At 70.3% G+C, this 23,564-nt stretch carries 24 protein-coding genes; 9 read left to right on the top strand and 15 right to left on the bottom strand.

Annotated features, from left to right (window positions below):
- Nucleotides 1–64 precede the first annotated feature (64 nt).
- The 3 genes from OHO27_RS34865 to OHO27_RS34855 form a co-directional block, all read right to left on the bottom strand.
- The gene (locus OHO27_RS34865; RefSeq protein WP_328428935.1) at nt 65–790 is read right to left on the bottom strand and encodes a methionine ABC transporter permease; all 726 of its coding nucleotides are present in this window, start codon (nt 788–790) and stop codon (nt 65–67) included.
- A complete protein-coding gene (locus OHO27_RS34860; RefSeq protein WP_328428934.1) occupies nt 787–1,836 on the bottom strand; it encodes a methionine ABC transporter ATP-binding protein in 1,050 nt (349 codons plus the stop codon). The genes OHO27_RS34865 and OHO27_RS34860 overlap by 4 nt, the downstream gene beginning before the upstream one ends.
- Nucleotides 1,837–2,216: 380 nt before the next feature.
- The gene (locus tag OHO27_RS34855) at nt 2,217–2,867 is read right to left on the bottom strand and encodes an HAD-IA family hydrolase (RefSeq protein ID WP_328428933.1); all 651 of its coding nucleotides are present in this window, start codon (nt 2,865–2,867) and stop codon (nt 2,217–2,219) included.
- Nucleotides 2,868–3,055: 188 nt separating this feature from the next.
- Here OHO27_RS34855 and OHO27_RS34850 point away from each other — a divergent pair, with 188 nt between their 5' ends.
- Both OHO27_RS34850 and OHO27_RS34845 read left to right on the top strand, forming a co-directional pair.
- A complete protein-coding gene (locus OHO27_RS34850; RefSeq protein ID WP_328428932.1) occupies nt 3,056–3,415 on the top strand; it encodes a hypothetical protein in 360 nt (119 codons plus the stop codon).
- Nucleotides 3,396–3,845 carry a hypothetical protein gene (locus OHO27_RS34845; RefSeq protein WP_328428931.1) on the top strand — a complete coding sequence of 150 codons (450 nt, stop codon included), beginning with the start codon at nt 3,396–3,398 and terminating at the stop codon, nt 3,843–3,845. The genes OHO27_RS34850 and OHO27_RS34845 overlap by 20 nt, the downstream gene beginning before the upstream one ends.
- 39 nt (nt 3,846–3,884) lie before the next feature.
- Here the strand turns inward: OHO27_RS34845 and OHO27_RS34840 are convergent, their stop codons facing one another.
- The 3 genes from OHO27_RS34840 to OHO27_RS34830 form a co-directional block, all read right to left on the bottom strand.
- Nucleotides 3,885–4,382, bottom strand: coding sequence for a GNAT family N-acetyltransferase (locus OHO27_RS34840; protein ID WP_328428930.1), 498 nt, complete (start codon nt 4,380–4,382; stop codon nt 3,885–3,887).
- Nucleotides 4,383–4,427: 45 nt separating this feature from the next.
- Nucleotides 4,428–4,937, bottom strand: coding sequence for a sigma-70 family RNA polymerase sigma factor (locus OHO27_RS34835; RefSeq protein ID WP_328428929.1), 510 nt, complete (start codon nt 4,935–4,937; stop codon nt 4,428–4,430).
- Nucleotides 4,938–5,011: 74 nt separating this feature from the next.
- Complete coding sequence (locus OHO27_RS34830) at nt 5,012–6,181, bottom strand: glycerophosphodiester phosphodiesterase (protein WP_328428928.1); 1,170 nt, start codon at nt 6,179–6,181, stop codon at nt 5,012–5,014.
- A gap of 370 nt (nt 6,182–6,551) precedes the next feature.
- Here OHO27_RS34830 and OHO27_RS34825 point away from each other — a divergent pair, with 370 nt between their 5' ends.
- A complete protein-coding gene (locus OHO27_RS34825; protein WP_328428927.1) occupies nt 6,552–7,226 on the top strand; it encodes a lysophospholipid acyltransferase family protein in 675 nt (224 codons plus the stop codon).
- A gap of 547 nt (nt 7,227–7,773) precedes the next feature.
- Here OHO27_RS34825 and OHO27_RS34820 read toward each other — a convergent pair.
- The 4 genes from OHO27_RS34820 to argH form a co-directional block, all read right to left on the bottom strand.
- Nucleotides 7,774–9,300, bottom strand: a complete 1,527-nt coding sequence (locus OHO27_RS34820) for an MFS transporter (RefSeq protein ID WP_328428926.1) — start codon at nt 9,298–9,300, stop codon at nt 7,774–7,776.
- Nucleotides 9,297–9,848 carry a TetR/AcrR family transcriptional regulator gene (locus tag OHO27_RS34815; RefSeq protein WP_328428925.1) on the bottom strand — a complete coding sequence of 184 codons (552 nt, stop codon included), beginning with the start codon at nt 9,846–9,848 and terminating at the stop codon, nt 9,297–9,299. The genes OHO27_RS34820 and OHO27_RS34815 overlap by 4 nt, the downstream gene beginning before the upstream one ends.
- A gap of 79 nt (nt 9,849–9,927) precedes the next feature.
- Nucleotides 9,928–10,899: an aldo/keto reductase gene (locus OHO27_RS34810; protein WP_328428924.1), complete on the bottom strand. Its 972-nt coding sequence runs from the start codon at nt 10,897–10,899 to the stop codon at nt 9,928–9,930.
- A gap of 171 nt (nt 10,900–11,070) precedes the next feature.
- On the bottom strand, nt 11,071–12,504 hold the full coding sequence (argH, locus tag OHO27_RS34805) for an argininosuccinate lyase (RefSeq protein WP_328428923.1): 1,434 nt from the start codon (nt 12,502–12,504) through the stop codon (nt 11,071–11,073).
- 277 nt (nt 12,505–12,781) lie between these two features.
- Between argH and OHO27_RS34800 the strand changes: the two genes are divergently transcribed.
- The 6 genes from OHO27_RS34800 (at nt 12,782) to OHO27_RS34775 (ending at nt 18,518) form a co-directional block, all read left to right on the top strand.
- Nucleotides 12,782–13,723: a hypothetical protein gene (locus tag OHO27_RS34800; RefSeq protein WP_328428922.1), complete on the top strand. Its 942-nt coding sequence runs from the start codon at nt 12,782–12,784 to the stop codon at nt 13,721–13,723.
- 117 nt (nt 13,724–13,840) lie between these two features.
- On the top strand, nt 13,841–14,428 hold the full coding sequence (locus OHO27_RS34795; RefSeq protein WP_328428921.1) for a pyridoxamine 5'-phosphate oxidase family protein: 588 nt from the start codon (nt 13,841–13,843) through the stop codon (nt 14,426–14,428).
- Between the two features lie 3 nt (nt 14,429–14,431).
- The gene (locus OHO27_RS34790) at nt 14,432–15,133 is read left to right on the top strand and encodes a L,D-transpeptidase family protein (protein WP_328428920.1); all 702 of its coding nucleotides are present in this window, start codon (nt 14,432–14,434) and stop codon (nt 15,131–15,133) included.
- Nucleotides 15,134–15,229: 96 nt separating this feature from the next.
- On the top strand, nt 15,230–16,612 hold the full coding sequence (locus OHO27_RS34785; protein WP_328428919.1) for a ferredoxin reductase family protein: 1,383 nt from the start codon (nt 15,230–15,232) through the stop codon (nt 16,610–16,612).
- Nucleotides 16,613–16,648: 36 nt separating this feature from the next.
- Nucleotides 16,649–17,722, top strand: coding sequence for an FMN-binding protein (locus OHO27_RS34780; RefSeq protein WP_328428918.1), 1,074 nt, complete (start codon nt 16,649–16,651; stop codon nt 17,720–17,722).
- A 55-nt stretch (nt 17,723–17,777) separates the two neighbouring features.
- Entirely contained in the window at nt 17,778–18,518 is a 741-nt protein-coding gene (locus tag OHO27_RS34775) for an FAD:protein FMN transferase (protein ID WP_328428917.1), read from the top strand.
- 86 nt (nt 18,519–18,604) lie between these two features.
- On the opposite strand, the gene OHO27_RS34770 is transcribed toward OHO27_RS34775, so the two are convergent.
- The 5 genes from OHO27_RS34770 to argC are packed head-to-tail and all read right to left on the bottom strand — an operon-like array spanning nt 18,605 to nt 23,447.
- The gene (locus tag OHO27_RS34770) at nt 18,605–19,159 is read right to left on the bottom strand and encodes an arginine repressor (protein ID WP_328428916.1); all 555 of its coding nucleotides are present in this window, start codon (nt 19,157–19,159) and stop codon (nt 18,605–18,607) included.
- Nucleotides 19,160–19,166: 7 nt separating this feature from the next.
- Entirely contained in the window at nt 19,167–20,363 is a 1,197-nt protein-coding gene (locus OHO27_RS34765; RefSeq protein ID WP_328428915.1) for an acetylornithine transaminase, read from the bottom strand.
- On the bottom strand, nt 20,360–21,274 hold the full coding sequence (gene argB / locus OHO27_RS34760; RefSeq protein WP_328428914.1) for an acetylglutamate kinase: 915 nt from the start codon (nt 21,272–21,274) through the stop codon (nt 20,360–20,362). Before argB ends, OHO27_RS34765 begins: the two co-directional genes overlap by 4 nt.
- Nucleotides 21,271–22,422, bottom strand: coding sequence for a bifunctional glutamate N-acetyltransferase/amino-acid acetyltransferase ArgJ (gene argJ, locus OHO27_RS34755; protein WP_328428913.1), 1,152 nt, complete (start codon nt 22,420–22,422; stop codon nt 21,271–21,273). The genes argB and argJ overlap by 4 nt, the downstream gene beginning before the upstream one ends.
- Nucleotides 22,419–23,447 carry an N-acetyl-gamma-glutamyl-phosphate reductase gene (gene argC, locus OHO27_RS34750; protein ID WP_328428912.1) on the bottom strand — a complete coding sequence of 343 codons (1,029 nt, stop codon included), beginning with the start codon at nt 23,445–23,447 and terminating at the stop codon, nt 22,419–22,421. The genes argJ and argC overlap by 4 nt, the downstream gene beginning before the upstream one ends.
- Between the last annotated feature and the right edge of the window lie 117 nt (nt 23,448–23,564).

Below are 23,564 nucleotides of genomic sequence, written 5' to 3'. Positions count from 1 at the left end.
TCCTAGGGGTGGTGCGACCCCGACATGGGTGTTCGGGGAGTTCTGGGGTTGCGCCCGGGTCGGTTCAGACGGTCTTGGTCGTCGCCGTGGACGCTTTCAGCAGGCGCAGTTTCGGTCCCGGGCCCGAGCGTCCGGCTCGGCGGTGCAGGGACCGGGCCGCGTAGTCGCCGGCGAACTGGATGAGGGAGATGACGACGGCGAGGACCGCGACGGTCAGCCACATCAGTTCGGTCTCGAAGCGCTGGTAGCCGTAGCGGATGGCGATGTCGCCGAGGCCGCCGGCGCCGACCGTGCCGGCCATGGCGGAGTAGCCGATGAGGGCGACGATCGTGGTCGTGGTGCTGGCGATCAGCGAGGGCAGGGACTCGGGTACGAGGACCTTGCGTACGACGGTCCAGCTGTTGCCGCCCATCGACTGCACGGCCTCGACGAGCCCGCCGTCCACTTCGCGGACAGCCGTCTCAACCAGGCGGGCGAAGAAGGGGATCGCGCCGATCGCGAGCGGCACGATGGCGGCCTCGCGGCCGATGGTCGTGCCGGTGATCGAGCGGGTGAAGCCCATCAGCGCGACCATCAGGATGATGAACGGCATCGAGCGGGCGACGTTCACGATCTGCCCGATGACCTTGTTGGCGACGATGTTCTGCAGCAGGCCGCCCTTGTCGGTGAGGACGAGGAGGATGCCGAGCGGGAGGCCGCCGACGACCGCAATGAGGGTGGACCAGCCGACCATGTAGAGGGTGTCCCAACACGCCTGCTCCAGCAGGGGCTGCATCTCGGACCAGGTCACTTGGCACCTTCCTTCACCAGCGCGGAGACGGGCTCCCGGGCCTCTTGGCCGATGACGTCGATCTGCAGGCCCTGTTCGCGCAGGAAGCCGATCGGCACGACGTTGTCCTCGTAGCGGCCGGGCAGCTCGATGCGCATCCGGCCGACCTGGAGACCGCCGACGGTGTCGATGGCGGCGCCGAGGATCGAGATGTCGATGTTGTAGGTGCGCGAGAGCTGCGAGATGACCGGCTGGGTGGCGGCCTCGCCCTGGAAGGTCACGTCGACGACGGTGCGGTCGTCGGCGGATGCCTCGCCGCCCACCGGGAAGAGCGCGGAGGCCAGTTCGGAGCCGGGGGTCGCGAGCAGCTCGCTGACCGTGCCGGACTCCACGACGCGGCCGTTCTCCATGAGCGCGGCCGAGTCGCAGATCGACTTCACGACGTCCATCTCGTGGGTGATGAGCAGGACGGTCAGGCCCAGCTGCCGGTTCAGGTCGCGCAGCAGCTGGAGGATGGAGCGGGTGGTCTCCGGGTCGAGGGCGCTGGTGGCCTCGTCGGAAAGGAGCACCTTGGGGTCGCCGGCCAGGGCGCGGGCGATGCCGACGCGCTGCTTCTGGCCGCCGGAGAGCTGGGCCGGGTAGGCCTTGGCCTTGTCCGCGAGGCCCACCAGGTCGAGCAGTTCGACTGCCTTGCGGGAGCGGTCCCTGCCGGACGTGCCGAGGATTTCGAGCGGCAGCTCGACGTTGTCCTGGACCGTCCGCGAGGACAGCAGGTTGAAGTGCTGGAAGACCATGCCGATACGGCTGCGCGCGCGGCGCAGCTCCCGGCCGGCCCGGGGACCGCGTCCCGCCAGGGCCGTGAGGTCCTGCCCGGCGACGGACACCGTGCCGGCGGTGGGGCGCTCCAGCAGGTTGATGCAGCGGATGAGGGAGGACTTGCCGGCGCCGGACTGGCCGATGACGCCGTAGACCTCGCCTTCGCGGACGTGCAGGTCGACGCCGTCGAGGGCGGTGACCTCACGGCCGCGCGAGCGATAGACCTTGGTCAGGCCCGATGTGGTGATCACTGGGTTTCCGTCACTGTCGAGTGCACGGCGCGTCGTGGGCACCGAACACGGGGCATTCGTGGTCGAAGGCGGCCGGAACGCAGCACGGTTTCCCGCGAACGCGGTGGAACCGGGGGCAGACGTGTGCGTGGGGCGCGGCTCAGTCACGTACGCGAGTCGTACGCGCGGACATGAGCGGGCTCTCGCTTCGGGGCGCGAGGCTCAGATGGTGCAGGGGCCCTCTAGAAGGCGCACATTCGACACATACAACGAGCACCGGGCGCAGGGGTCGCCTCGGTCGCAGGGATGCGGCAGCTCGTCGTGGTCATGCGATCAGTAAACCAGACGTACGGTCCTTACCGACCGCCGCTGTCCGCATACTGGACAGCGGCGGACAGCCCTCAGGCGCGTATGGCGATCTCGACCCCGGTGTCGGTGACCAGGGCGGACAGGGCCGACAGGTCCTTCACCACGTAGTCGGCGTCGAGCTCGTCGGCCTGGTGGGTTGTGGTGAACGCCACGGTGGTCATTCCGGCGGCGCGACCGGCCGCCAGACCGGCGGGGGCGTCCTCGAAGACGACGCAGTGCGCGGGGTCGATGCCCAGCTGCCGGGCGGCGAGGAGGTAGGGCTCGGGGTCGGGCTTGCCGCGCGTGATGTCGTCGGCGGCGATGAGGGTCTTGGGCAGGATGCCGACGGCGTCGAGGCGGGCCTCGGCGAGGCGCCGGGTGGCGGAGGTGACGACGGCCCAGCGGTCGGCGGGCAGCGAGTCGAGGAAGTCCTTGGTGCCGGGCAGCAGGTGGACGCCGCCGTTGGGTACGTCCTCCACCTCCAGCGCCTCGATCCGCGCGAGGGCCTCCGGCACGACGTCGGCGGGCAGCAGGTCGGCGGCTATCTCCACGGCAGGCCGCCCGTGCAGCTCGATCCGCGCGAACTCCTCGGCCGTGATCCCGTACTCACCGGCCCACCGCGCCCAGCAGCGGTCCACGGAATCGAGGGAGGAGACCAGGGTGCCGTCGTTGTCGAACAGGAGAGCGCGTGCGTGGATCGTCATGGTCCAGACCCTACGGGGCCGCCGGAGCTCGCCGGACACGGCCTCGGGCGTCGATCATGCCCGCATCAGACCGGAAGTGACGGCCTTCGTGGCCGACGGGGAGTTGCCGAGCGGGTACGACGACGGGGACGAGATCGACCGCCGGGGTCGGGCGCATCAGGCCTTTTGGCCCGTAATAGGCTCGCCACATGTTTGATGCCCTGACGCTGGTGACCGGGGTCGCCGCGCTGCTGCTCGCCGCGTGGTGCGGTTGGGCGGCGTACCGTGATCAGCCGACGAAGGACTGGCACTTCATCGGCATGGCCGTGGTGACAGTGCTGGCCCTGGTGCAGCTGGTGATCGGGATCGTGCTGCTGGCGCAGGGCGAGAAGCCGGAGCAGGGCACGACGATCTTCGTGGCCTATCTCCTGGGCTCGTTCGCGTGCATTCCGGCCGCCGGGTTCATGTCGCTGGCCGAGCGGAGCAAGTGGGGGTCGGTGACGGTCGCCGCGGGCGGCGTGGTGCTGGCCGTGCTCGAGGTGCGGCTCTATGACATCTGGGGAGGCTGAGGTGGCCGTGACGCAGGAGAAGCCCGGCAGGGCACGGCTGATCAGCGGGCCCGGGATTGTGCTGGTGTGGCTGTACGGTGTGATGGTGGTCGGAGCCGTGTCGCGATCGGCGTACCAGATCGCGACGGAGTTCGACCGGGCGCCGCTGGCGTATTCGCTGTCGGCGGTGGCGGGGCTCGTCTACGGATTCATCACGTACTCGCTGGTGCGGGGCGGCGAGACGGCCCGCAAGGCGGCGCAGGTCTGCTGCGCGGCCGAACTGGTGGGCGTGCTGGTCGTGGGCACGTGGACCCTCGTCGAGCCATCGGCGTTCCCCGACTCGACCGTGTGGTCCGACTTCGGCATGGGGTACCTGTTCATCCCCGTGCTCTTGCCGCTGTCCGCGCTGTACTGGTTGCGCAAGCGTGCGCCTCACGGGGATGCCGCCTGAGGCCGTCAGGCGGCTAGGGCCCCGTTCAAGGAGTTGCAGTCACGCCGTTGTCGCGTACGTCCCGGCCGGCTTCTCCAGGACGACCATCGGGACCCCGTCCGCCCCCTTCGACGTGCCCACCGTCTCGTAGCCGACCTTGCGGTACAGGCGCAGGTTGCCCTCGCTGCGGTGGCCGGCCTCCAGGCGGAACCTCTTGGCGCCGCGCTGTTCGGTCAGGGCGGCTTCCGCGGCACGCAGGAGGCGGGCGCCGATGCCGTGGCCCTGGAGGCGCGGGTGGACGCAGAGCTTGCCGATGGCCGCCGCGCCGTCCTCGGTGACGCTGCCGCGGACGGAGCCGACCACCTCCTCGCCGAGCCGAGCCACGAAGACGCAGTCCGCGGCGACCTCCGCACGGACCGAGTCCAGTGTCTGGACGAGCGGGTCGATGCGGTAGTTGCCGTACAGCGCAGCCTCGCTCTGGAAGCACAGGTACTGCAGCCTGAAGATCTGCTCCGCGTCCTGCCCGGTCGCCACCGAGATGGTCACGCTCATGCCCATGTGCGCACGCCTCCCGCTCACCTGATCGCCTGTCGTCCCTCACTCCTATCCCCGCGCTCCGCGGGCCGCAACCTCCGGCGTGAGCATTCGACGCAGACATCCCAGGCATCTGGAACGTTCCGGGCCGAGACTGCCCTGTGAGATACCCAACTCCCCCGCGATTTCCCGGTATGTCAGGTCGTTCGGGGAGAGCAGAGCCTCGACGAGACGGGGGCAGCGGCCGGGGAGGCGGCGCACCGCGTCGCGCAGGTCGCGGTGGCGTGCGGCCGCGAGGGCGAGGTGTTCGGGGTCGTGGCGGTCGGTGTCGGCGGCGGGCTCGTGCTCGTACGGCCGTTCATGGCGTGTCGTACGGCGGCTTCGGCGGGCCTCGGCGCGGACGGCCCTGCGCAGCCAGACCGGCGGGTCCACGGGCGGGCCGTCGGAGTCGAGGCGTTCCAGGAGGCGGAGCCAGACCGCCTGTTCCAGGTCGCCCGGCTCCGCTCCGGAGGCAGGTGCCTCGGCGAAGGCCTCGGCGAGGAGCAGCGGGCGCAGGGCGGCAACCAGGTCGTCCGTCATATGCGGCACGACGCAGCCGCCCGGGCGCGGGGTTGCCCGGGCGGCTGACAGTCACCCCAACCGGGGCTCGGGTCTCAGCCGTTGACGAAGTCCTCGCGGGCCAGCAGGCCCGTGTCGGGGTTGTCGGTGAAGACGCCGTCGATGCCGGTCGCGAAGTACACCTTGTAGGCGCCGAAGACGTCACCGTAGACGTCCGCATCGGTGCCCTTGCGGAAGCTCGTCGGCAGGAAGGGGTTCTCGTTGCGCATCGTGTAGGGGTGCAGGATCAGCCCGACCTTGTGCGCGTCTGCGACCAGCGTGGTGGCCTGAGTGAGGTTGCCGTTCGCGTCCTTCGGGATGACCAGGTCCAGGGTCGGGCCGATGCCCTGGGCGTAGGAGGCGATCTCCCTGAGGCCCGCCGGCTTGATCAGGTCGGCGACCGTGCGCGGGTCACCTGTCTCGACGAAGTCCCAGGGGCGGGTGGTCGCGCCGGAGAGCAGGACGACCAGCGGGTTGTCGACGAGCTTGTTCAGCCGCTGGATGCTGGTCGGCTCGAAGGACTGGAGGATGACGGGCGAGTTCCGCCGGTCCTTGCCGTACTTGTGCAGCACCTTGGCGACCCGCTCCTCCAGGGCGAGGCCCTGCTTGCGGAAGTAGGTGGGGTGCTTGAGCTCGGGGTAGATCCAGACCTGCTTGCCGCGCTTACGGCTCTGCTCGTCCTGCCAGCGCAGCACCTCTTCGAACGTGGGGATCTCCCAGCGGCCGTTGTAGAGGGTGTTGTGCGGGCGGTTGGCCGGGATGCGCTCGGTCGCGCGCAGGGTCTTCAGCTCGGCGAGGGTGAAGTCCTCGGTGAACCAGCCGGTGGTGGCGACGCCGTCGAGGGACTTGGTCTTCTTGCGGTCGGCGAACTCGGGATGGTCCGCGACGTCGGTCGTGCCGCCGATCTCCGGCTCGTGCCGGCAGACGAGGTGGCCGTCCTTGGTGGGCACCAGGTCGCCGGCCTCGATGATGTCGGCGCCCATGTCGAGGGCCAGCTGGTAGGAGCCGAGGGTGTGCTCGGGCCGGTAGCCGCTGGCACCGCGGTGGCCGATGATCGTCGGCTTGGGCAGGCTCTTCAGGCCGCCGCCCGAGCCGCCGTGCCCGGCCTCGGCCGCTCTCGCCGTACCGGACAGTCCGAGGACCGCTCCGCCCGCGCCGAGCACAGCCGCGCCGAGAAGCATCCGCCGTCCGGTGACGCCCGTCTGCTCGTTCTCCTGGGTTCCCATGAGGGCCCTCCTGACCGTCCGCCCATTTCAGTGCGGGCCGATCGTAGGTGCGTGTCCATGACGGATGGGAGACCTGCGGCGGAACTCGCGGGTGATGCTGAATGTCGTACCGGAATGGAGAGATGACGGCCCGTCGGAATGCCTGCGGCCGTCCGGGGAACGCGTCCGATAGGCCCTCGGGGCGATGTCCGTCACATCATGGCGAACGCGTTACGTGCCGTTCTCGGCGCGCCACCGCAGGTAAACGTGGGTCAACAGTGCGTAAGGCGTAGGTGAAGTCGGCCCACCCGATGTGCGGGACCCGGGGAACCGCGAGTATCGTCCTCACCTGCACAGACTTATACCGAATCCCTTGACACCGGAGGGCCCGTTGTCCCGCTTCGCGCTCATCAAGGCAGTGCTCGGACCGATCATGCGCCTGATGTTCCGCCCACAGGTGGAGGGCGCGGAGCACATCCCGGGCGACGGTCCGGTCATCCTGGCCGGCAACCACCTCACGTTCATCGACTCGATGATCCTGCCGCTGGTCTGCGACCGTCAGGTCCTGTTCATCGGCAAGGACGAGTACGTCACCGGCAAGGGTGTCAAGGGCCGGCTGATGGCCTGGTTTTTCACCGGCGTCGGCATGATCCCCGTCGACCGTGACGGCGGCCGCGGCGGCGTGGCCGCCCTGATGACCGGGCGCCGCATCCTGGAGGAGGGCAACGTCTTCGGGATCTACCCCGAGGGCACGCGCTCCCCCGACGGACGGCTGTACCGGGGGCGCACCGGCATCGCACGCCTGACGCTGATGACCGGGGCGCCAGTCGTTCCGTTCGCGATGATCGGCACGGACAAGATCCAGCCGGGTGGGGCGGGAATGCCCCGGCCGCGCAAGGTCACGGTCCGCTTCGGCGAGGCGATGGAGTTCTCGCGGTACGAGGGGATGGACCGGGACCGGTACGTGCTGCGGGCGGTGACCGACTCCGTGATGGCCGAGGTCATGCGGCTGTCCGGGCAGGAGTACGTGGACATGTACGCGAGCAAGGCGAAGGAAGCGGCGTAGCTCCGCTGGTTCGGCGGCTGGGAGTTCGGGGGCTGGGCGTTGTTCTCGGGTGCGGGTGCGTGGGGGCTGGTCGCGCAGTTCCCCGCGCCCCTGAAGGGACGGACGTCGGCGCCGGCATTCCCGCGGCTCGGCGGCCTTTAAGTTGAGGAGGCCGCGGCCTGTCTTCGGCTGCGGGGCCGATGTGGCGGGTCCCGGCCACGCGGGGCAGCCGCCAATCAGACACAGCCTCACGCCCCTGAAGGGACATCGGCGCCGCCATTCCCGCGACTCAGCGGCCCCGAGGCTGAGCGGGCCGCGAACTGTCATCGGCTGCGCGTTTGATGTGGCGGGTCCCGGCCACGCGGGGCAGCCGCCAATCAGACACAGCCTCACGGCCCCTGAAGGAACATCGGCGCCGCCATTCCCGCGACTCAGCGGCCCCGAGGCTGAGCGGGCCACGAGCTGTCATCGGCTGCGCGTTTGATGTGGCGGTCCCGGCCACGCGGGGCAGCCGCCAATCGGAGACAGCCCCGCGCCCCTTCATGGAGCAAGCGGGTCGCTCAAGGTCTCAGGCGGCGTTGTCCAGCCGTTGGCCGCGGAGGAGGAACCACGCTGCCACCGCCGCGGCGAGCAGTACGGCCGCTCCGGCTCCCGCTGCGAGGGCGAGACCGTCGACGAAGGAACTCCGGGCGGCGTCCAGCATCACCTCGGACGTCTGCGCCGGCATTCCCGACGCCGCTTCCACCGCACCGCCCAGTGACTCGTGCGCTTCCGCCGGAGTGCCCGCCGGGCCCGTGAAGTCCCGGTAGACGCCCGTCACGATCGAGCCCAGCACCGCGATACCCAGAGCGGCACCCAACTCGTACGCCGTCTCCGACACCGCCGACGCCGCGCCCGCCTGCTCCTTCGGGACGCTGGAGAGGATCACGTCCGACGTCACCGTGAAGGAGAAGCCCGCGCCGACGCCGACCACCAGCAGGGCGGCGCCCAGCAGGGGGTAGCCGGTCGAGCGGTCGATGACCGTGAGCACGGCCAGGGCGAGGCCGATGGCCGCGAGGCCGCCGGAGACGACGGCCCGTACCGAGTAGCGGCGGGCCACGCGACCGGCGATCAGGCCGGCGACGACCGCGCCGATCGCGGCGGGCAGCTCGGCGAGGCCCGCCTCGAACGGCCCCCTGCCCTGCACGAGTTGCAGGAACTGGGAGAGGAAGAACACCAGGCCGGACAGGCCGAGGATGGTCAGCAGGTCGGCCAGCACCGCGCCGCTGAAGCCGCGGTGACGGAACAGCCGCATGTCCAGCAGCGGGGCCGGCAGGGTGAGCTGGCGGCGCACGAAGCCGTACAGCGCGGCAGCACCCAGCAGGCCCGCGGCGACCATGATCCAGGTGAAGCCGACCGCGGCCGCCTCCTTGACGGCGTAGACGACACCGATCATGCCGACGAGGGACAGGACGACGCTGATCATGTCCCAGGGACCGGGGTTCGGGTTGCGCGACTCGGGCAGCAGCTTGATGCCGACGACGACGAGGACCGCCATCACGGGCAGGTTGATCAGGAAGACCGAGCCCCACCAGAAGTGTTCGAGCAGGAAGCCACCGACGATCGGGCCGACGGCCGTACCGGCAGAGGCGGTCGCGCCCCAGATACCGATGGCGAGGCTGCGCTCGCGCGGGTCGTGGAAGAGGTTGCGGATCAGGGCGAGCGTGGCCGGCATCAGGGTGGCGCCGGCGACACCGAGCAGGGCCCGGGCGACGATCATCATCTCCGGTGTCGTCGCATAGGCGTTGAGCACGGACACCGCACCGAACGCCGTGGCGCCGACGAGCAGGATCCGCTTGCGGCCTATGCGGTCGCCGAGGCTGCCCATCGACACCAGCAGACCGGCGATGACGAAGGAGTAGACGTCGCCTATCCACAGCAGCTGGGTGCCGGAGGGCTTCAGGTCCTCGCTGATGTAGGGGGTCGCGAGGCCGAGGACGGTCGCGTCCACGGCCACCAGCAGCACGGCGAGGACGAGGACGGACAGCGCGAGCCAACGACCGGGGCGCTTGGTCACCGCCTCGGTCGTGGTCGCCGACTGCAGGGTGCTGGTCATGATTCCTCTCTTCTGAGCGCGCCGCCGAGCAACAGCTCGACGATCATGTGGTGGAAGTCGTTGGCCGCGACCTTGCCGCTCTGCACGACCCAGGCGCCGGAGGCGAGCAGCCCGAACAGAGCCTCGGTGAGCCACGTGGGCGTGAGGTCGATCCGGAACTCGCCGTTGTCCTGTCCGCGCCGGAACAGCGCGGCGATCCGGGCGTCGATCCGGGACCAGCCCTCGTCCACCTCCTCGCCCTCGAACAGCTGGTTCTCGGTGTAGAGGAAGGCCAGAAGTCCGGCGGCGGGCTCGATCCCGCGGACGAGACGTCGTACGGCGTCACTCGCCGCACCCTCGTCCAGCCGCGCCGAGTCCACCGCGGCCTCGCACTCCGCGATGCCCAGCGACTCCAGCGCCCGGACGAGCGCGTCCCGTCCGGCGAACTGCCGGTGCAGTGTGGCGCGGCTGATCCCGGCGGCCTTGGCGACCTCGTCCATGGTCGCGGTGGATTTGCGGGTCAGCAGTGCGGCGGCACTGCGGAGTACGTGGTCACGATCGACGGCCATGAGACAACCATAACCCATATGAGACATCATTGTCTCATTCAAGGCATGCGAAGCTCATGGCCGTCTGCTCGTATGCGTCTCAGTGCCAGGGCAGCTGCCCGCGCCGCTCCCAGTACGCGCCCGGCTCCTCCACCAGCGCGGTCAGCTTCTCCAGCTGCCCCTCGTCGAGATCGACGACGGCGGCGTGCAGGTTGGACGCGAGCTGTACGGTCGTCGCGGCGCCGGAGAGGACCACGCCGGCCCAGGGTCGGCGCAGGACCAGCGCGAGGGCGACGGCGTCACACCCGAGGGACGTCTCCTCGGCCACGGCCTTCAGCGCGTCGGGCGCATACGGGTCAGCGAGCCGCCCGTTGGCCATGCCCTCCTTGACGATCACCGTGAGCCCGGCGTCGTGAGCCTGGGCGAGGGCGGGTTCGGCCGAGGTCTCCAGGGCGTTGTACGTCGACTGGACGGTCTGGAAGAGGGGCTCACCGTCGACCGTCACGGCGAGGGCGGCGCGGATCGCCTCGGCCTGGGCGGGGCCGCTGGTGGAGAAGCCGACGGTGAGGCCCTGGGCGGCCGCTTCGGCCAGCCTGGCGTGCAGGTCCTTGTCGGTGAGGGCAGGGCTGTCCGGGGTCACCGAGTGGATCTGGTAGAGGTCGAGCCGGTCGCCGAGCAGGGCGCCGGTCTCGGCGCGCTGACGCTCGTACGTCTTCAGGCCGTGGTCCTTGACCTCGTGCTTGTCGGCGTCGGTGGTCCAGTCGGCGGTGTACGTGTAGCCCCATTTGCTGCCTACGACGATGTCGTCGAGGTCGGTGCGGGCCTTCAGCCAGTCGGCCAGGAACTCCTCGGAACGGCCGTAGGAGCGGGCCACGTCGAAGTAGCGGACGCCCTGGGCGTAGGCGGCGTCGAGGAGTTCGTGGGTACGGGTGCGCAGCGCTTCGGCGCTTCGGTTCTCTCCGAGGTCCTCGTCCCGGCCGAGGTTGATGTAGCCGGGGCGGCCGACGGCGGCGAGGCCCAGTCCGATGTGGCAGGTGGGGGTTGTTGCTGTGGCCAGTCGGGCGAAGGGCATCGCGGGCTCCGTTCGGTCGGGTCCGGTACGGCTTCCGAACAACGTAACCCGCGATGACCTTCGACTAACGCCTCAGAGCTCGGTTCGTGCGGTGCTTTGGCGGGTGCGGGATCGTCGTGGCTTGTCGCGCCCGCGCGGCGGAGCCGCACATCGACACAGCCCCGCGCCCCTTCAGGCCTGCTGTCGAGCCGTTGCCCAGTTGTGCTGCTCGGCCACGTCCGTCTTCACCTCGGCCAGCTGGATGGCCACCGCGCTCGGGGCGGTACCCCCACGGCCGTTCCTTGAAGCCAGCGCTCCCGGCACGTTCAGCACCGAGCGCACCTCCGGCGTGAGGTGGGCGGAGATCTTCGCGAACTGGTCGTCCGTCAGGTCGTCCAGTTCCTTGCCGTCCGCCTCGGCGACCTTGACGCACTCGCCCGCGACCTCGTGGGCCACCCGGAAGGGGACGCCCTGCTTGACCAGCCACTCGGCGATGTCGGTGGCGAGGGAGAAGCCGGCCGGGGCCAGTTCCTCCATGCGCTCGCGGTTGACGGTGAGGGTGGCCATCATGCCGGTGAAGGCGGGGAGCAGGACCTCCAGCTGGTCGCAGGAGTCGAAGACGGGCTCCTTGTCCTCCTGGAGGTCACGGTTGTAGGCGAGGGGCAGGGCCTTGAGCGTGGCGAGCAGACCCGTCAGGTTGCCGATCAGGCGGCCGCTCTTGCCGCGCGCCAGCTCCGCGATGTCCGGGTTCTTCTTCTGCGGCATGATCGACGAGCCCGTGGAGAACGCGTCGTGCAGGGTCACGAAGGAGAACTCCTTCGTGTTCCAGATGATGATCTCCTCGGCGATCCGGGAGAGGTTCACGCCGATCATCGCGGTGATGAAGGCGAACTCAGCGACGAAGTCACGGGAGGCCGTGCCGTCGATGGAGTTGGCGGCGGACCCGTGCTCGAAGCCGAGGTCCTTGGCCACCGCCTCCGGGTCGAGCCCGAGGGACGAGCCCGCGAGGGCGCCCGAGCCGTACGGCGAGACCGCCGTCCGCTCGTCCCACTGGCGCAGCCGCTCGGCGTCCCGGGACAGCGACTGGACGTGGGCCAGCACATGGTGGGCGAAGAGCACCGGCTGGGCGTGCTGGAGGTGGGTGCGGCCGGGCATCGCCACGTCCGGGTGGGCCTCGGCGAGGCCGATCAGGGCGTCCTGGAGGTCGGCGATCAGGCCGCCGATGATGCGGGCGTGGTCGCGCAGATACATCCGGAACAGCGTCGCCACCTGGTCGTTCCTCGACCGGCCGGCGCGCAGCTTGCCGCCGAGGTCCGGGCCGAGGCGCTCCAGCAGGCCGCGCTCCAGGGCGGTGTGGACGTCCTCGTCGGCGATCGTGCCCACGAAGGAGCCGTCGGCCACGTCCGCCTCGAGCTGGTCCAGCCCGGCGGTCATCCGGGTCAGCTCGTCCTGCGTGAGCAGCCCCGCCTTGTGCAGCACGCGCGCGTGGGCACGCGAACCGGCGATGTCGTACGGCGCCAGCCGCCAGTCGAAGTGGACGGATGCGGACAGCTTGGCCAGTGCCTCGGCGGGGCCGTCGGCGAAACGGCCGCCCCAGAGCCGGACGTCACCGCTGTTGCTGCTCAATTGCGTTGCTCCTCGGGAGGGTTGGTCGGCGTTGCGCCGGGTCGACGTCAGGCTCTGCCCGCGACGGACGCTGAGCGGGAATGCTCGACGACAGGCTGTTGCATGAGTATGCGGACCTCTGCATGATTCGTCAATCTCAGTCGGCGTGCGCGGAAATTTCGGGCTCCCTTTGAACGCGGGAAACCGCTTACCCGTACCTCTCGCCGAACGCAGGCGCCGCGTTTGTAAAGAAGTTCGTGAAGAAGAAGACACCCCCGAACCCGAGTGAGGCATCCGCATGTCCAGGGCTCTTCCGAAGTACAACAAGCGTCGCGTCGCGTTCGTCGGCGGCGCCGCCGCGGTGGCGCTGTCCGGCACGGTGATCGCCGGTTTCGCCCTGGCCGGGGAGACGACATCGTCCTCGAAGAGCGCCGGCACCAACGCCCGGACGCTGGCCGGCCCCGGCACGATCAGCTGCCCGGACGTGACCGGCGAACTGCCCGCGATCCCCGCATCGGCGCAGGCCGAGGTCGACCGCAACCTCGCCCAGCTCCAGACCCAGATCCAGGAAGCCAACCAGCGCCTCGTCGACACCGTCGGCCAGGGCGGACCCAACTTCGTCCAGAACGCCATCCTCGGCCCCCTGGAAGACAAGCGCGTCGCCGCCCTCAACCGCATCGAGACCTCCATCGGCCGCACGGCCGCAAAGCCCGAGGGGCTGGAGGCGTTCGCCGCCTGCACGCTCAACGCCGAGGGCGGTGCGGGCGCGGGCGAGGAGGCTGACGCCGGTGCGGAAGCGGGCGCAGGCGAGGAGGCCGGGGCGGGCGCGGAAGCCGGCGCCGGTGAGGAGGCCGGGGCCACCCCGGGCGGTGCCGCCACGGAGGAGGCCGGCGGTGCCGCGGGCGAGGATGCCGGTGACGCCGCGGGCGAGGCCGGGAACGCCGGGGTCGGCACGATCAGCTGCCCGGACGTGACCGGCGAGCTGCCCGCGATCCCCGCGTCCGCGCAGGCCGAGGTCGACCGCAACCTCGCCCAGCTCCAGACCCAGATCCAGGAAGCCAACCAGCGCCTCGTCGACACCGTCGGCCAGGGCGGACCCAACTTCGTCCAGAACGCCATCCTCGGCCCCCTGGAAGACAAGCGCGTCGCCGCCCTCAACCGCATCGAGACCTCCATCGGCCGCACGGCCGCAAAGCCGGAAGGACTGGAGGCCTTCGCCGCCTGCTCGCTCACCCAGTGACGTGACAGGCAGCCATGGCCGCCCCGTTGGCACGCCGGCCGGGGCGGCCATGGTGACTCCACACGGATCACGCAATTCCTTAGACAGACGAACGACCCGCGTCCATACTCGGTTGACGTGGGAAAAACTTACGAACGCATAGACGGCAGGCTGCGGACCTTCATCGAGGAGCAGCCCCTCTTCTTCACCGCGACCGCTCCCCTGTCCGCCGACGGCACGGTCAACCTCTCCCCCAAGGGACTCAAGGGTTCCTTCGTGATCCTCGACGAACTGACCGTCGCCTACCTCGACTTCGCCGGCTCCAACGCCGAGACCGTCGCGCATCTGCGGGAGAACGGCCGGATCACCCTGATGTGGTGCGCCTTCCAGGGCCCGCCGAACATCGTCCGTGTCCACGGCCGCGGTGAGGCCGTCTTCCGCGACGACCCGCGGTTCAAGGAGCTGCTCGGGCACTTTCCCGACATCGACCCGTCCCTGCACGGGCTGCGCGCCATCATCGTGGTCCGGGCCGACGTCATTCGCGACTCGTGCGGGTACGCGGTGCCCCTGATGACGTACGACGAGGACCGCGACCTGCACGGCAAGCGGTTCGCGCGGGAGGACGACGACTCGCTGAGCGCGTACTTCAGCAAGAAGGAGTACATCGCGACCAGCCTGGACGGCCTACCCGGGCTGCCGTTGCCGCTCCCGCCGTCTAGCGTCTGAGCCATGCGCCCCAGTGTCGTAGCCCTCGCGTCCGCGTCCCTCCTCGTGCTCGGCGCCGCACCCGGCGCCGGAACGCCCGAGCCGCTGCCCGCACGCATGGCCGACACCGGGGGCGGCACCCAGCTGATCACCGCCGTCGCGCCGAGGAAGGGGGCGACGTCGGGCACGGTCACCTGGTGGGACCGGGTCGGCGGGAAGTGGGTGAGGGCCGGTTCGGCGCCGGCCCGTTTCGGGGCGAAGGGGCTCGTCGAGGGGACCAGACGCAAGCAGGGCACGAACACGACACCGACGGGGCTGTACGGGTTGCCGTACGCCTTCGGCATCAAGGCGGCGCCGCGCGGCACGGCGTACACCTACCGGCGTGTGCACCAGGACTCGTGGTGGTGCCAGGACAACGGCTCCCGCGTCTACAACCGCTGGAGCGAGCCGTTGGCCCGCGACTGCCGTGCCGCCGAGTCCGAGCACCTGGTCTCCTACGGCGCGCTGTACGCCCACGCGCTCGTCATCGCCTTCAACTACGAACGCCCCGTGAAGGGTCGCGGCGCCGGCATCTTCCTCCATGTGAAGGGGCGTACGGCGACGGCCGGTTGTGTGTCGGTGTCCGAGAGCGCGATGAAGCGGATCCTCAAGTGGGCGGATCCGGGGCGGAAGCCGCACATTGCGATCGGGACGGCGAGCGGGGCCACGGCAATCACCCGTTACTGAGCAAGCACCACTGAACACACGGACCTCCCCGCACGTACCTCTGGGCCAAGGGACCACGCCCATCACCACCCCCTTGCTCGCGTCCCCGGAGGAACCGTGACCACCACGCTCGCAGGCGGCCGTGCCGCTCGCCGCCAGACGATGCGCCGCATCCGCCCGCGCCGCTCCCCGGCCGTCCCGCTGGTGATCGCCCTATGGGCGGGCGCGGCGGCGGTGCTGTGGCTGTGGTGGGACAACACGCCGTCCCTCGCGGACAACACGGCCAAGATCATCGCCGCGGGGCGGATCACCGGCCTGCTCGCCGGCTATCTGATGGCGCTCGTGGTGCTCCAGATGGCCCGGGTGCCCGCGCTGGAGCGACGGGTGGGCTCGGACCGGGTCGCGCGCTGGCACGCGATGAGCGGGCGCTACACGATCTGCCTGGTCCTCGCGCACGTCTTCCTCATCATGTGGGGATACGCGCTCCAGGCCGGCAAGACGCTCGGCGACGTCGTCCAGCAGACGATCGACTCGGTCAACACGCTGCCGGACATGGGCAAGGCGGCGATCGGCACCGGGCTGCTGTTCTTCATCGCGTTCATCTCGATCGGGGGCATCCGCCGCCGCATCCCGTACGACACCTGGTACCACGTGCACCTGCTGACGTACGCCGCGGTGTACCTGACGTTCTGGCACCAGATCTCCACCGGTAACGAGTTCGCCGTCGAGCCCGCCGCGAAGACCTTCTGGTACGGGTTGTACGGCGTGGTCACCGCGCTGGTGGTCTGGTACCGGATCCTCACGCCGATCCGCCTCAACCTGCGGCACCGGATGTATGTCGAGGCGGTCATCGAGGAGACGCCGGGCATCGTGTCCGTGCTGATCGGCGGGCGCAAGCTGCACCGGATCGGGGCGGAGGCCGGGCAGTTCTTCCGGTGGCGGTTCAAGGCGCCCGGGATGCGGTTCAGCTCCCACCCTTACTCACTGTCGGCGGCGCCCCGCCCCGACATGCTGCGGATCACGGTCAAGGCGATCGGCGACCACACGTCGCGGCTGCGTGACCTGAAGCCCGGCACCAAGGTGTGGGCCGAAGGGCCGTACGGCGCGCTGACCGCCCAGCGGCGCAGCCGCGGCAAGGTGCTGCTGGTCGCCGGCGGGGTCGGCATCACCCCGATGCGGGCCCTGTTCGAGACGCTGCCGGGCGCGTCCGGCGACATCACCCTGCTCTACCGGGCCAACAGCACCCAGGACCTGGCGCTCTGGGACGAGCTCTCCAAGATCGCCGACGAGCGCGGCGCCCGGCTGATGTACGCGGTCAACAGCCCGGACGGGGAGCGGCCCGACATCTCGGCCGAGCGGTTGCAGCAGAAGCTGCCCGACATCGACAAGCACGACGTGTTCATGTGCGGGCCGGCCGGCTTCGCGCAGTCCGTCTACGAAGCACTACGCGGCGCGGGTGTGCCCGCCCGCCGCATCCATCACGAGTCGTTCGAGATGTGAGCGACGGGACTTCCAACTTCAGGAGCTGTAGGAGCGATGAGGAAGAGTCACCCGATCCGCCGCGTTGTGCTGGCCGGCGCCGCCACCGTGTCCGGGATCGTGCTGCTGCGGTCGCTGAAGCCGGCGACCGACCCGGGCTCCGCGCAGGCGGCGGGCGTCGGCGCACCGCCGGCGGCCTCGGCCCAGGGCGGCGCCCAGGCGGCGTCCGGCACGGTCACCGGTGACGCGGCGCAGACCCAGTACGGGGCCGTGCAGGTGCGGCTGACCGTCGCCAACGGAAAGATCACCAAGGCCGAAGCCGTCCAGGCCCCCAAGGGCGGCCAGAGCGACCAGATCACCGCGAACGCGGTACCCAAGCTCAACCAGGCGGTGGTCACCGCGCAGAGCGCGAACGTCGACGCCGTGTCCGGGGCGACGTACACCAGCAACGGCTACAAGAAGTCCGTCCAGTCGGCGATCGACAAGGCGAACGCGAGCGCCGGCTCCCAGGGCTCGGGCGGCTCCGCCCAGGCCGCCACCGTCACCGGCGACGCCGTCCAGACCCAGTACGGCGCGGTCCAGGTCCGTGTCACCGTCGCCGGCGGAAAGATCACCAAGGCCGAAGCCGTCCAGGCACCCAAGGGCGGCCAGAGCGACCAGGTCACCGCCAACGCCGTACCCAAACTCAACCAAGCCGCCGTAGCCACCGGAACCGCCGACATCGACGCCGTCTCCGGCGCCACCTACACCAGCGCCGGCTACAAGGAATCCCTCCAGTCGGCCCTCGACAAGGCTCAGGCGAGCTCCGACTCGTCGCAGGGCTCCGGCTCCGAGGGTTCGGGCGGCGGCGCCGCTGAGGCGCGCACGGTCACCGGCAGCGTCTCCCAGACCCAGTACGGCGCGGTCCAGGTCCGTGTCACCGTCGCCGGCGGAAAGATCACCAAGGCCGAAGCCGTCCAGGCACCCAAGGGCGGCCAGAGCGACCAGGTCACCGCCAACGCCGTACCCAAACTCAACCAAGCCGCCGTAGCCACCGGAACCGCCGACATCGACGCCGTCTCCGGCGCCACCTACACCAGCGCCGGCTACAAGGAATCCCTCCAGTCGGCCCTGGATCAGGCCGGTGGCTGACACGGTGGCGGAACCGGCAGAAGCTCCCGCCGCGGTGCGTCATGCGGAGGAGGTCATGGGGACGGTCTTCTCCTTCGACGTCCGCGGCGGGGACCCCGGTGCCGTGCAGGCGGCGCTGGGAGAGGCGGTCGCCGGACTGCACCGGGTCGACGAGGTGTTCAGCACCTACCGCGACGACAGCCAGATCTCCCGGCTGGCGCGCGGTGAGCTGACCGTCGAGGAGTGCGATCCGGAGGTCGCCGAGGTGCTGGAGCTGGGCGCCGAGGCGGAACGGCTCAGCGAGGGCTGGTTCAGCACGAGGTACGAGGGCCGGCTCGACCCGACCGGCATCGTCAAGGGCTGGTCCGCCGAACGCGCGGCCCGCCGCCTCGCCGACGTCCCCGGCGTCACCGGCGTCAGCCTCAACGGCGGCGGCGACGTCCAGCTCCTGGGCGTGCCGGGCCCCGAGCGCCCCTGGCGGGTGGGCGTGTCCGACCCGCTCCGCCCCGGCGGCCTCGCGGCAGTCGTCTCGGCCGCCGGCGCGTCCGAACTGGCCGTCGCCACCTCGGGCACCGCGGAACGGGGCGCCCACATCGTCGACCCCGGCACGGGCCACTCAGCGGTGACCGACCTGGTGGCGGTGACGGTGGTGGCACCGAGCCTGACCTGGGCGGACTGCTGGGCGACGGCGGCTTTCGCGATGGGTTCGCGGCAGGGGCTGCGCTGGCTGGAGTCCTTGCCGGACGTAGAGGCACTCCTGATCACGGCAGGCGACGAGGTCCGGTGCACGGACGGCCTCGCATCCCGACTGGGCTGAGTGCAGCGCCCTGAAGGGGCGCGGGGGGCTGCGCGACAAGCCACGTACCACGCGCGGCCGAGGCGCAGCCACAGCCCCTACGGCGATCAGTGCCCGTTCTGAGCCAACCGCAGCAGATGATCGGCCAGGGCCTGACCCCCCGTGGGGTTCCGGCTGATCAGCAGCAACGTATCGTCACCGGCGATCGTCCCCAGGATGTCCTGCAGCTCGGCCTGATCGATGGCCGAGGCCAGAAACTGCGCGGCCCCCGGAGGGGTACGCAGGACCACGAGATTCGCAGAGGCCTCCGCGGAGATGAGCAGCTCCTGCGACAACCGCCGCATCCGCTCCTCCTTCGCCGACTCCCCGAGCGGCGCCCGAGGAGTGCGAAAGCCCCCCTCGCTCGGCACCGCGTAGATCAGGTCACCGTCGTTGTTGCGGATCTTCACCGCGTTGAGCTCGTCCAGATCCCGGGAGAGCGTCGCCTGAGTGACGCTCAGCCCGTCGTCCGACAGCAGCTTCGCCAGCTGACTCTGCGAGCGCACGGGCTGCCGGTTGAGGATGTCCACGATCCGGCGGTGGCGTGCGGTGCGGGTCTGCGGCACGGCAGGCCCGACGGCCCCGTTCGCCTCGTTGTGCCCGTGGTCCTGCGCCTGACTCATCGTCGTCTCATTCTCCGGATCCGTCCCCGTTGGCCTGGTCCAGGATGCCGGGAAGGGCCTGAAGAAGCGCCTCCACTTCGTCGTCACCGAGGTTCAGCGGCGGCATGAGCCGTACGACATCGGGGGCGGGCGCGTTCACCAGGAAACCGGCGTCCTGAGCCACCTGCTGCACCTTGGCGGCGTGCGGCTCGGTGAGCACGATACCCAGGAGCAGTCCCGCGCCCCGGACATAACCGATCAACGGGTGGCCCAGCGCCTCGATCCCGTCCCGCAACTTCTCGCTCTGCCGCTTGACGTTCTCCAGCAACCCGTCGTTCGCGATGGTGTCCAGCACGGCGAGACCGGCGGCACACGCGACCGGGTTCCCGCCGAACGTCGTCCCGTGCTGGCCGGGCTGCAGCAGCTCCGCGGCCCGCCCGAACGCGACGGTCGCGCCCAGCGGCAGCCCGCCGCCGAGCTGCTTGGCGAGGGTGACCACGTCGGGCAGCACGCCCTCGTGGGCCTGGTACGCGAACCAGTGTCCCGACCGGCCGACGCCGGTCTGCACCTCGTCCAGCACCAGCAGCGAGCCGGTCGCGGCCGTGATGGCCCGGGCCGCCTTGAGATAGCCGGCGGGCGGCACGACGACCCCGTTCTCGCCCTGGACCGGCTCGATGATCACGAGGGCGGTCTCCTCGGTGACCGCGGCGGCCAAGGCCTGCGCGTCCCCGTACGGCACGTGCGTGACGTCGCCGGGCAGCGGCAGGAACGGCTGCTGCTTGGCGGGCTGGCCGGTGAGCGCGAGGGCGCCCATGGTCCGGCCGTGGAAGCCGCCGTCGGTGGCGACCATGTGGGTCCGCCCGGTCAGCCGGCCGATCTTGAACGCGGCCTCGTTGGCTTCGGCGCCGGAGTTGCAGAAGAAGACCTTGCCGTCCCGGCCGAATAGCTGGAGCAGCCGCTCGGCGAGGGCGACGGTCGGCTCGGCCATGAAGAAGTTGGAGATGTGGCCGAGCGAGGCGACCTGCTTGCTCACGGCCTCCACGATCGCCGGGTGGGCGTGGCCGAGCGCGTTGGTGGCGATGCCGCCGACGAAGTCGAGGTACTGCCGGCCCTCGGTGTCCCAGACCTTGAGGCCGGCACCGCGGACGAGGGGCAGCCGCGGGGTGCCGTAGTTGTTCATGAGCGAGCCCTGCCAGCGCTGGGTGAGCTCCTGATTGCCGGTCATTCGGCATCCCCCTCTTCGGCGTCCGCCACGACCATCGTGCCGATGCCCTCGTCGGTGAAGATCTCCAGCAGGATCGAGTGCTGGACCCGGCCGTCGATGACACGGGCGGTGGTCACGCCGCCCCGGACCGCGTGCAGGCAGCCCTCCATCTTCGGCACCATGCCGGAGCTCAACTCCGGCAGCAGCTTCTCCAACTGGGAGGCGGTGAGGCGGCTGATCACCTCGTCGGAGTGGGGCCAGTCCTCGTAGAGGCCCTCGACGTCGGTGAGGACCATGAGGGTTTCGGCGCCCAGCGCAGCAGCGAGTGCCGCAGCCGCCGTATCAGCATTGACGTTGTAGACATGTCCGTCGTCCTGGCTCCGGGCGATCGACGAGACGACCGGGATCCGGCCGTCGGCCAGCAGCGCCTCGATCGCGCCCGTGTCGATGTCGGTGATCTCGCCCACCCGGCCGATGTCGACGAGTTCGCCGTCGATCTCGGGCTGGTGCCGGGTGGCGGTGATGGTGTGCGCGTCCTCGCCGGTCAGGCCGACGGCCAGCGGTCCGTGCTGGTTGAGCAGCCCGACCAGTTCACGCTGGACGTGTCCGGCCAGCACCATCCGTACGACGTCCATGGCGTCCTCGGTGGTGACCCGGAGTCCTGCCTTGAACTCGCTGACGATGCCGTGCTTGTCGAGGGCGGCGCTGATCTGCGGGCCGCCGCCGTGCACGACGACCGGCTTGAGGCCGGCGTGGTGCAGGAAGACGACGTCCTGGGCGAAGGCGGACTTCAGCTCCTCGTCGATCATGGCGTTGCCGCCGAACTTGATGACGACGGTCTTGCCGTTGTGCCGGACCAGCCAGGGCAGCGCCTCGATGAGGATCTGGGCCTTGGGGAGCGCGGTGTGCTTGCGCGCGGGTGTGTTGGTCATGAGGAGTAGGCGCTGTTCTCGTGGACGTAGTCGGCGGTGAGGTCGTTGGTCCAGATGGTGGCGGTCTCGGATCCGGCGGCGAGGTCGGCGACGATGTGCACCTCGCGGTAGCGCATGTCGACCTTCTCGCGGTCCTCGCCGACGCCGCCGTTCTTGCACACCCAGACGCCGTTGATGGCGACGTTCAGCTGGTCCGGCTCGAAGGCGGCGCCCGTCGTGCCGATTGCGGAGAGCACCCGGCCCCAGTTGGGGTCCTCGCCGTGGAGGGCGCACTTGAGGAGGTTGTTGCGGGCGATGGAGCGGCCCACCTCGACGGCGTCGTCCTCGGTCGCGGCGTTGACGACCTCGATCTTGATGTCCTTGCTGGCGCCCTCGGCGTCCCGGATCAGCTGCTGACCGAGGTCGTCACAGACGGTCCGTACGGCCTCGGCGAACTCCTCGTACTCCGGGGTGACGTCGGCCGCCCCGGAGGCGAGCAGCAGCACGGTGTCGTTGGTGGACATGCAGCCGTCGGAGTCGACGCGGTCGAAGGTCGTGCGCGTGGCCGCGCGGAGCGCCTTGTCCAGTACCTCGCTGTCGAGGGCGGCGTCGGTGGTGAGGACGACGAGCATGGTGGCGAGGCCGGGCGCGAGCATGCCGGCGCCCTTGGCCATCCCGCCCACGGTCCAGCCGTCCTTGGTCACGACGGACGTCTTGTGGACGGTGTCGGTGGTCTTGATGGCGATGGCCGCCTTCTCGCCGCCGTGCTCGGAGAGCTGGGCCGCGGCGGTCTCGACGCCGGGGAGCAGCTTGTCCATGGGCAGCAGGACGCCGATCAGACCGGTCGAGCAGACGGCGACCTCGATGGCGCCCCGGCCGAGCACCTCGGCGGCCTTCTCGGCGGTGGCGTGGGTGTCCTGGAAGCCCTTGGGGCCGGTACAGGCGTTGGCGCCGCCCGAGTTGAGGACGACGGCGGACACCTGGCCGCCCTTCAGCACCTGCTCGGACCACAGCACCGGCGCTGCCTTCACACGGTTGGAGGTGAAGACACCGGCGGCGGCACGGCGGGGCCCGGTGTTGACCACGAGGGCCAGGTCCGGGTTGCCGTTCTCCTTGATCCCGGCGGCGATGCCCGCCGCCGTGAATCCCTTTGCGGCCGTGACGCTCACGGTGCGACTCCGATCGTGGAAAGCCCGGTGTTCTCGTGAAACCCGAGGGCGATGTTCATGCTCTGGACGGCACCACCGGCCGTGCCCTTGGTCAGGTTGTCGATGGCGCTGATCGCGATGATGCGGTTCGCGGCGGCGTCGAATGCGACCTGCACCTGAACGGCGTTCGAACCGTAGACGGACGCCGTGGCGGGCCACTGCCCCTCGGGGAGGAGGTGGACGAAGGGCTCGTCAGCGAGGGCCTTGTCGTAGGCGGCGCGGACGGACTCGCCGGTCACCCCGTTCTTCGCCTTCGCGGTGCATGTGGCGAGGATGCCGCGGGGCATCGGGGCGAGGGTCGGCGTGAAGGAGACGGAGACCCGCTCCCCCGCCGCCGCGCTGAGGTTCTGGATCATCTCGGGCGTGTGCCGGTGCCCGCCGCCGACGCCGTACGGCGACATGGAGCCCATGACCTCGCTGCCCAGCAGGTGGGGCTTGAGCGCCTTGCCCGCGCCGGACGTGCCGGAGGCGGCGACGATCACGGCTTCGGGTTCGGCGAGGCCTGCGGTGTAGGCCGGGAAGAGGGCGAGCGAGACGGCGGTCGGGTAGCAGCCGGGTACCGCGATGCGCCTGGACCCCTCCAGGGCGGCGCGGCCGCCCGGCAGCTCGGGAAGGCCGTACGGCCAGGTGCCGGCGTGCGGGGAGCCGTAGAACGTCTCCCAGTCGCCCGCGTCCTTCAGCCGGAAGTCGGCGCCCATGTCGACGACCAGCACATCCGGGCCGAGTTGCTCGGCGACGGCGGCGGACTGACCGTGCGGCAGCGCGAGGAAGACGACGTCATGCCCGGCGAGGACCTCGGGGGTGGTCTCCTGGAGCACGCGGTCGGCGAGGGGCAGCAGGTGCGGTTGCAGCGCACCCAGCCGCTGGCCCGCGTTCGAGTGCCCGGTCAGGGTCCCTATCTCGACCTCGGGGTGCGCCAGGAGCAGACGCAGCAGTTCCCCGCCCGCGTACCCACTCGCTCCGGCCACTGCCGCACGTACCGCCATGGACTCCTCCTCCTAGATGGCATGACTATACGTTTCGCCGCAGTTTTATGCAATCACGCTTCACGGCGACCCGCTCCCGAAGGGGGCGGGGAAAACCAGCTTTGTCCAGGACATGCC

It is taken from the genome of Streptomyces sp. NBC_00443 (assembly GCF_036014175.1).
GTDB lineage: Bacteria > Actinomycetota > Actinomycetes > Streptomycetales > Streptomycetaceae > Streptomyces.
Note: the sequence above shows the minus strand (reverse complement) of the source record. Positions and strands in the feature narration are given on the sequence as shown.

Bases quoted from the DNA above. Each gene is read 5' to 3' on its own strand.
- OHO27_RS34855 (WP_328428933.1), bottom strand. From the start codon at position 2,867: ATGACGATCCACGCACGCGCTCTCCTGTTCGACAACGACGGCACCCTG.
- OHO27_RS34850 (WP_328428932.1), top strand. From the start codon at position 3,056: ATGTTTGATGCCCTGACGCTGGTGACCGGGGTCGCCGCGCTGCTGCTC.
- OHO27_RS34845 (WP_328428931.1), top strand. From the start codon at position 3,396: ATGACATCTGGGGAGGCTGAGGTGGCCGTGACGCAGGAGAAGCCCGGC.
- OHO27_RS34840 (WP_328428930.1), bottom strand. From the start codon at position 4,382: ATGGGCATGAGCGTGACCATCTCGGTGGCGACCGGGCAGGACGCGGAG.
- OHO27_RS34835 (WP_328428929.1), bottom strand. From the start codon at position 4,937: ATGACGGACGACCTGGTTGCCGCCCTGCGCCCGCTGCTCCTCGCCGAG.
- OHO27_RS34830 (WP_328428928.1), bottom strand. From the start codon at position 6,181: ATGGGAACCCAGGAGAACGAGCAGACGGGCGTCACCGGACGGCGGATG.
- OHO27_RS34820 (WP_328428926.1), bottom strand. From the start codon at position 9,300: ATGACCAGCACCCTGCAGTCGGCGACCACGACCGAGGCGGTGACCAAG.
- OHO27_RS34815 (WP_328428925.1), bottom strand. From the start codon at position 9,848: ATGGCCGTCGATCGTGACCACGTACTCCGCAGTGCCGCCGCACTGCTG.
- OHO27_RS34810 (WP_328428924.1), bottom strand. From the start codon at position 10,899: ATGCCCTTCGCCCGACTGGCCACAGCAACAACCCCCACCTGCCACATC.
- OHO27_RS34800 (WP_328428922.1), top strand. From the start codon at position 12,782: ATGTCCAGGGCTCTTCCGAAGTACAACAAGCGTCGCGTCGCGTTCGTC.
- OHO27_RS34790 (WP_328428920.1), top strand. From the start codon at position 14,432: ATGCGCCCCAGTGTCGTAGCCCTCGCGTCCGCGTCCCTCCTCGTGCTC.
- OHO27_RS34780 (WP_328428918.1), top strand. From the start codon at position 16,649: ATGAGGAAGAGTCACCCGATCCGCCGCGTTGTGCTGGCCGGCGCCGCC.
- OHO27_RS34775 (WP_328428917.1), top strand. From the start codon at position 17,778: ATGGGGACGGTCTTCTCCTTCGACGTCCGCGGCGGGGACCCCGGTGCC.
- OHO27_RS34770 (WP_328428916.1), bottom strand. From the start codon at position 19,159: ATGAGTCAGGCGCAGGACCACGGGCACAACGAGGCGAACGGGGCCGTC.
- OHO27_RS34765 (WP_328428915.1), bottom strand. From the start codon at position 20,363: ATGACCGGCAATCAGGAGCTCACCCAGCGCTGGCAGGGCTCGCTCATG.
- argB (WP_328428914.1), bottom strand. From the start codon at position 21,274: ATGACCAACACACCCGCGCGCAAGCACACCGCGCTCCCCAAGGCCCAG.
- argC (WP_328428912.1), bottom strand. From the start codon at position 23,447: ATGGCGGTACGTGCGGCAGTGGCCGGAGCGAGTGGGTACGCGGGCGGG.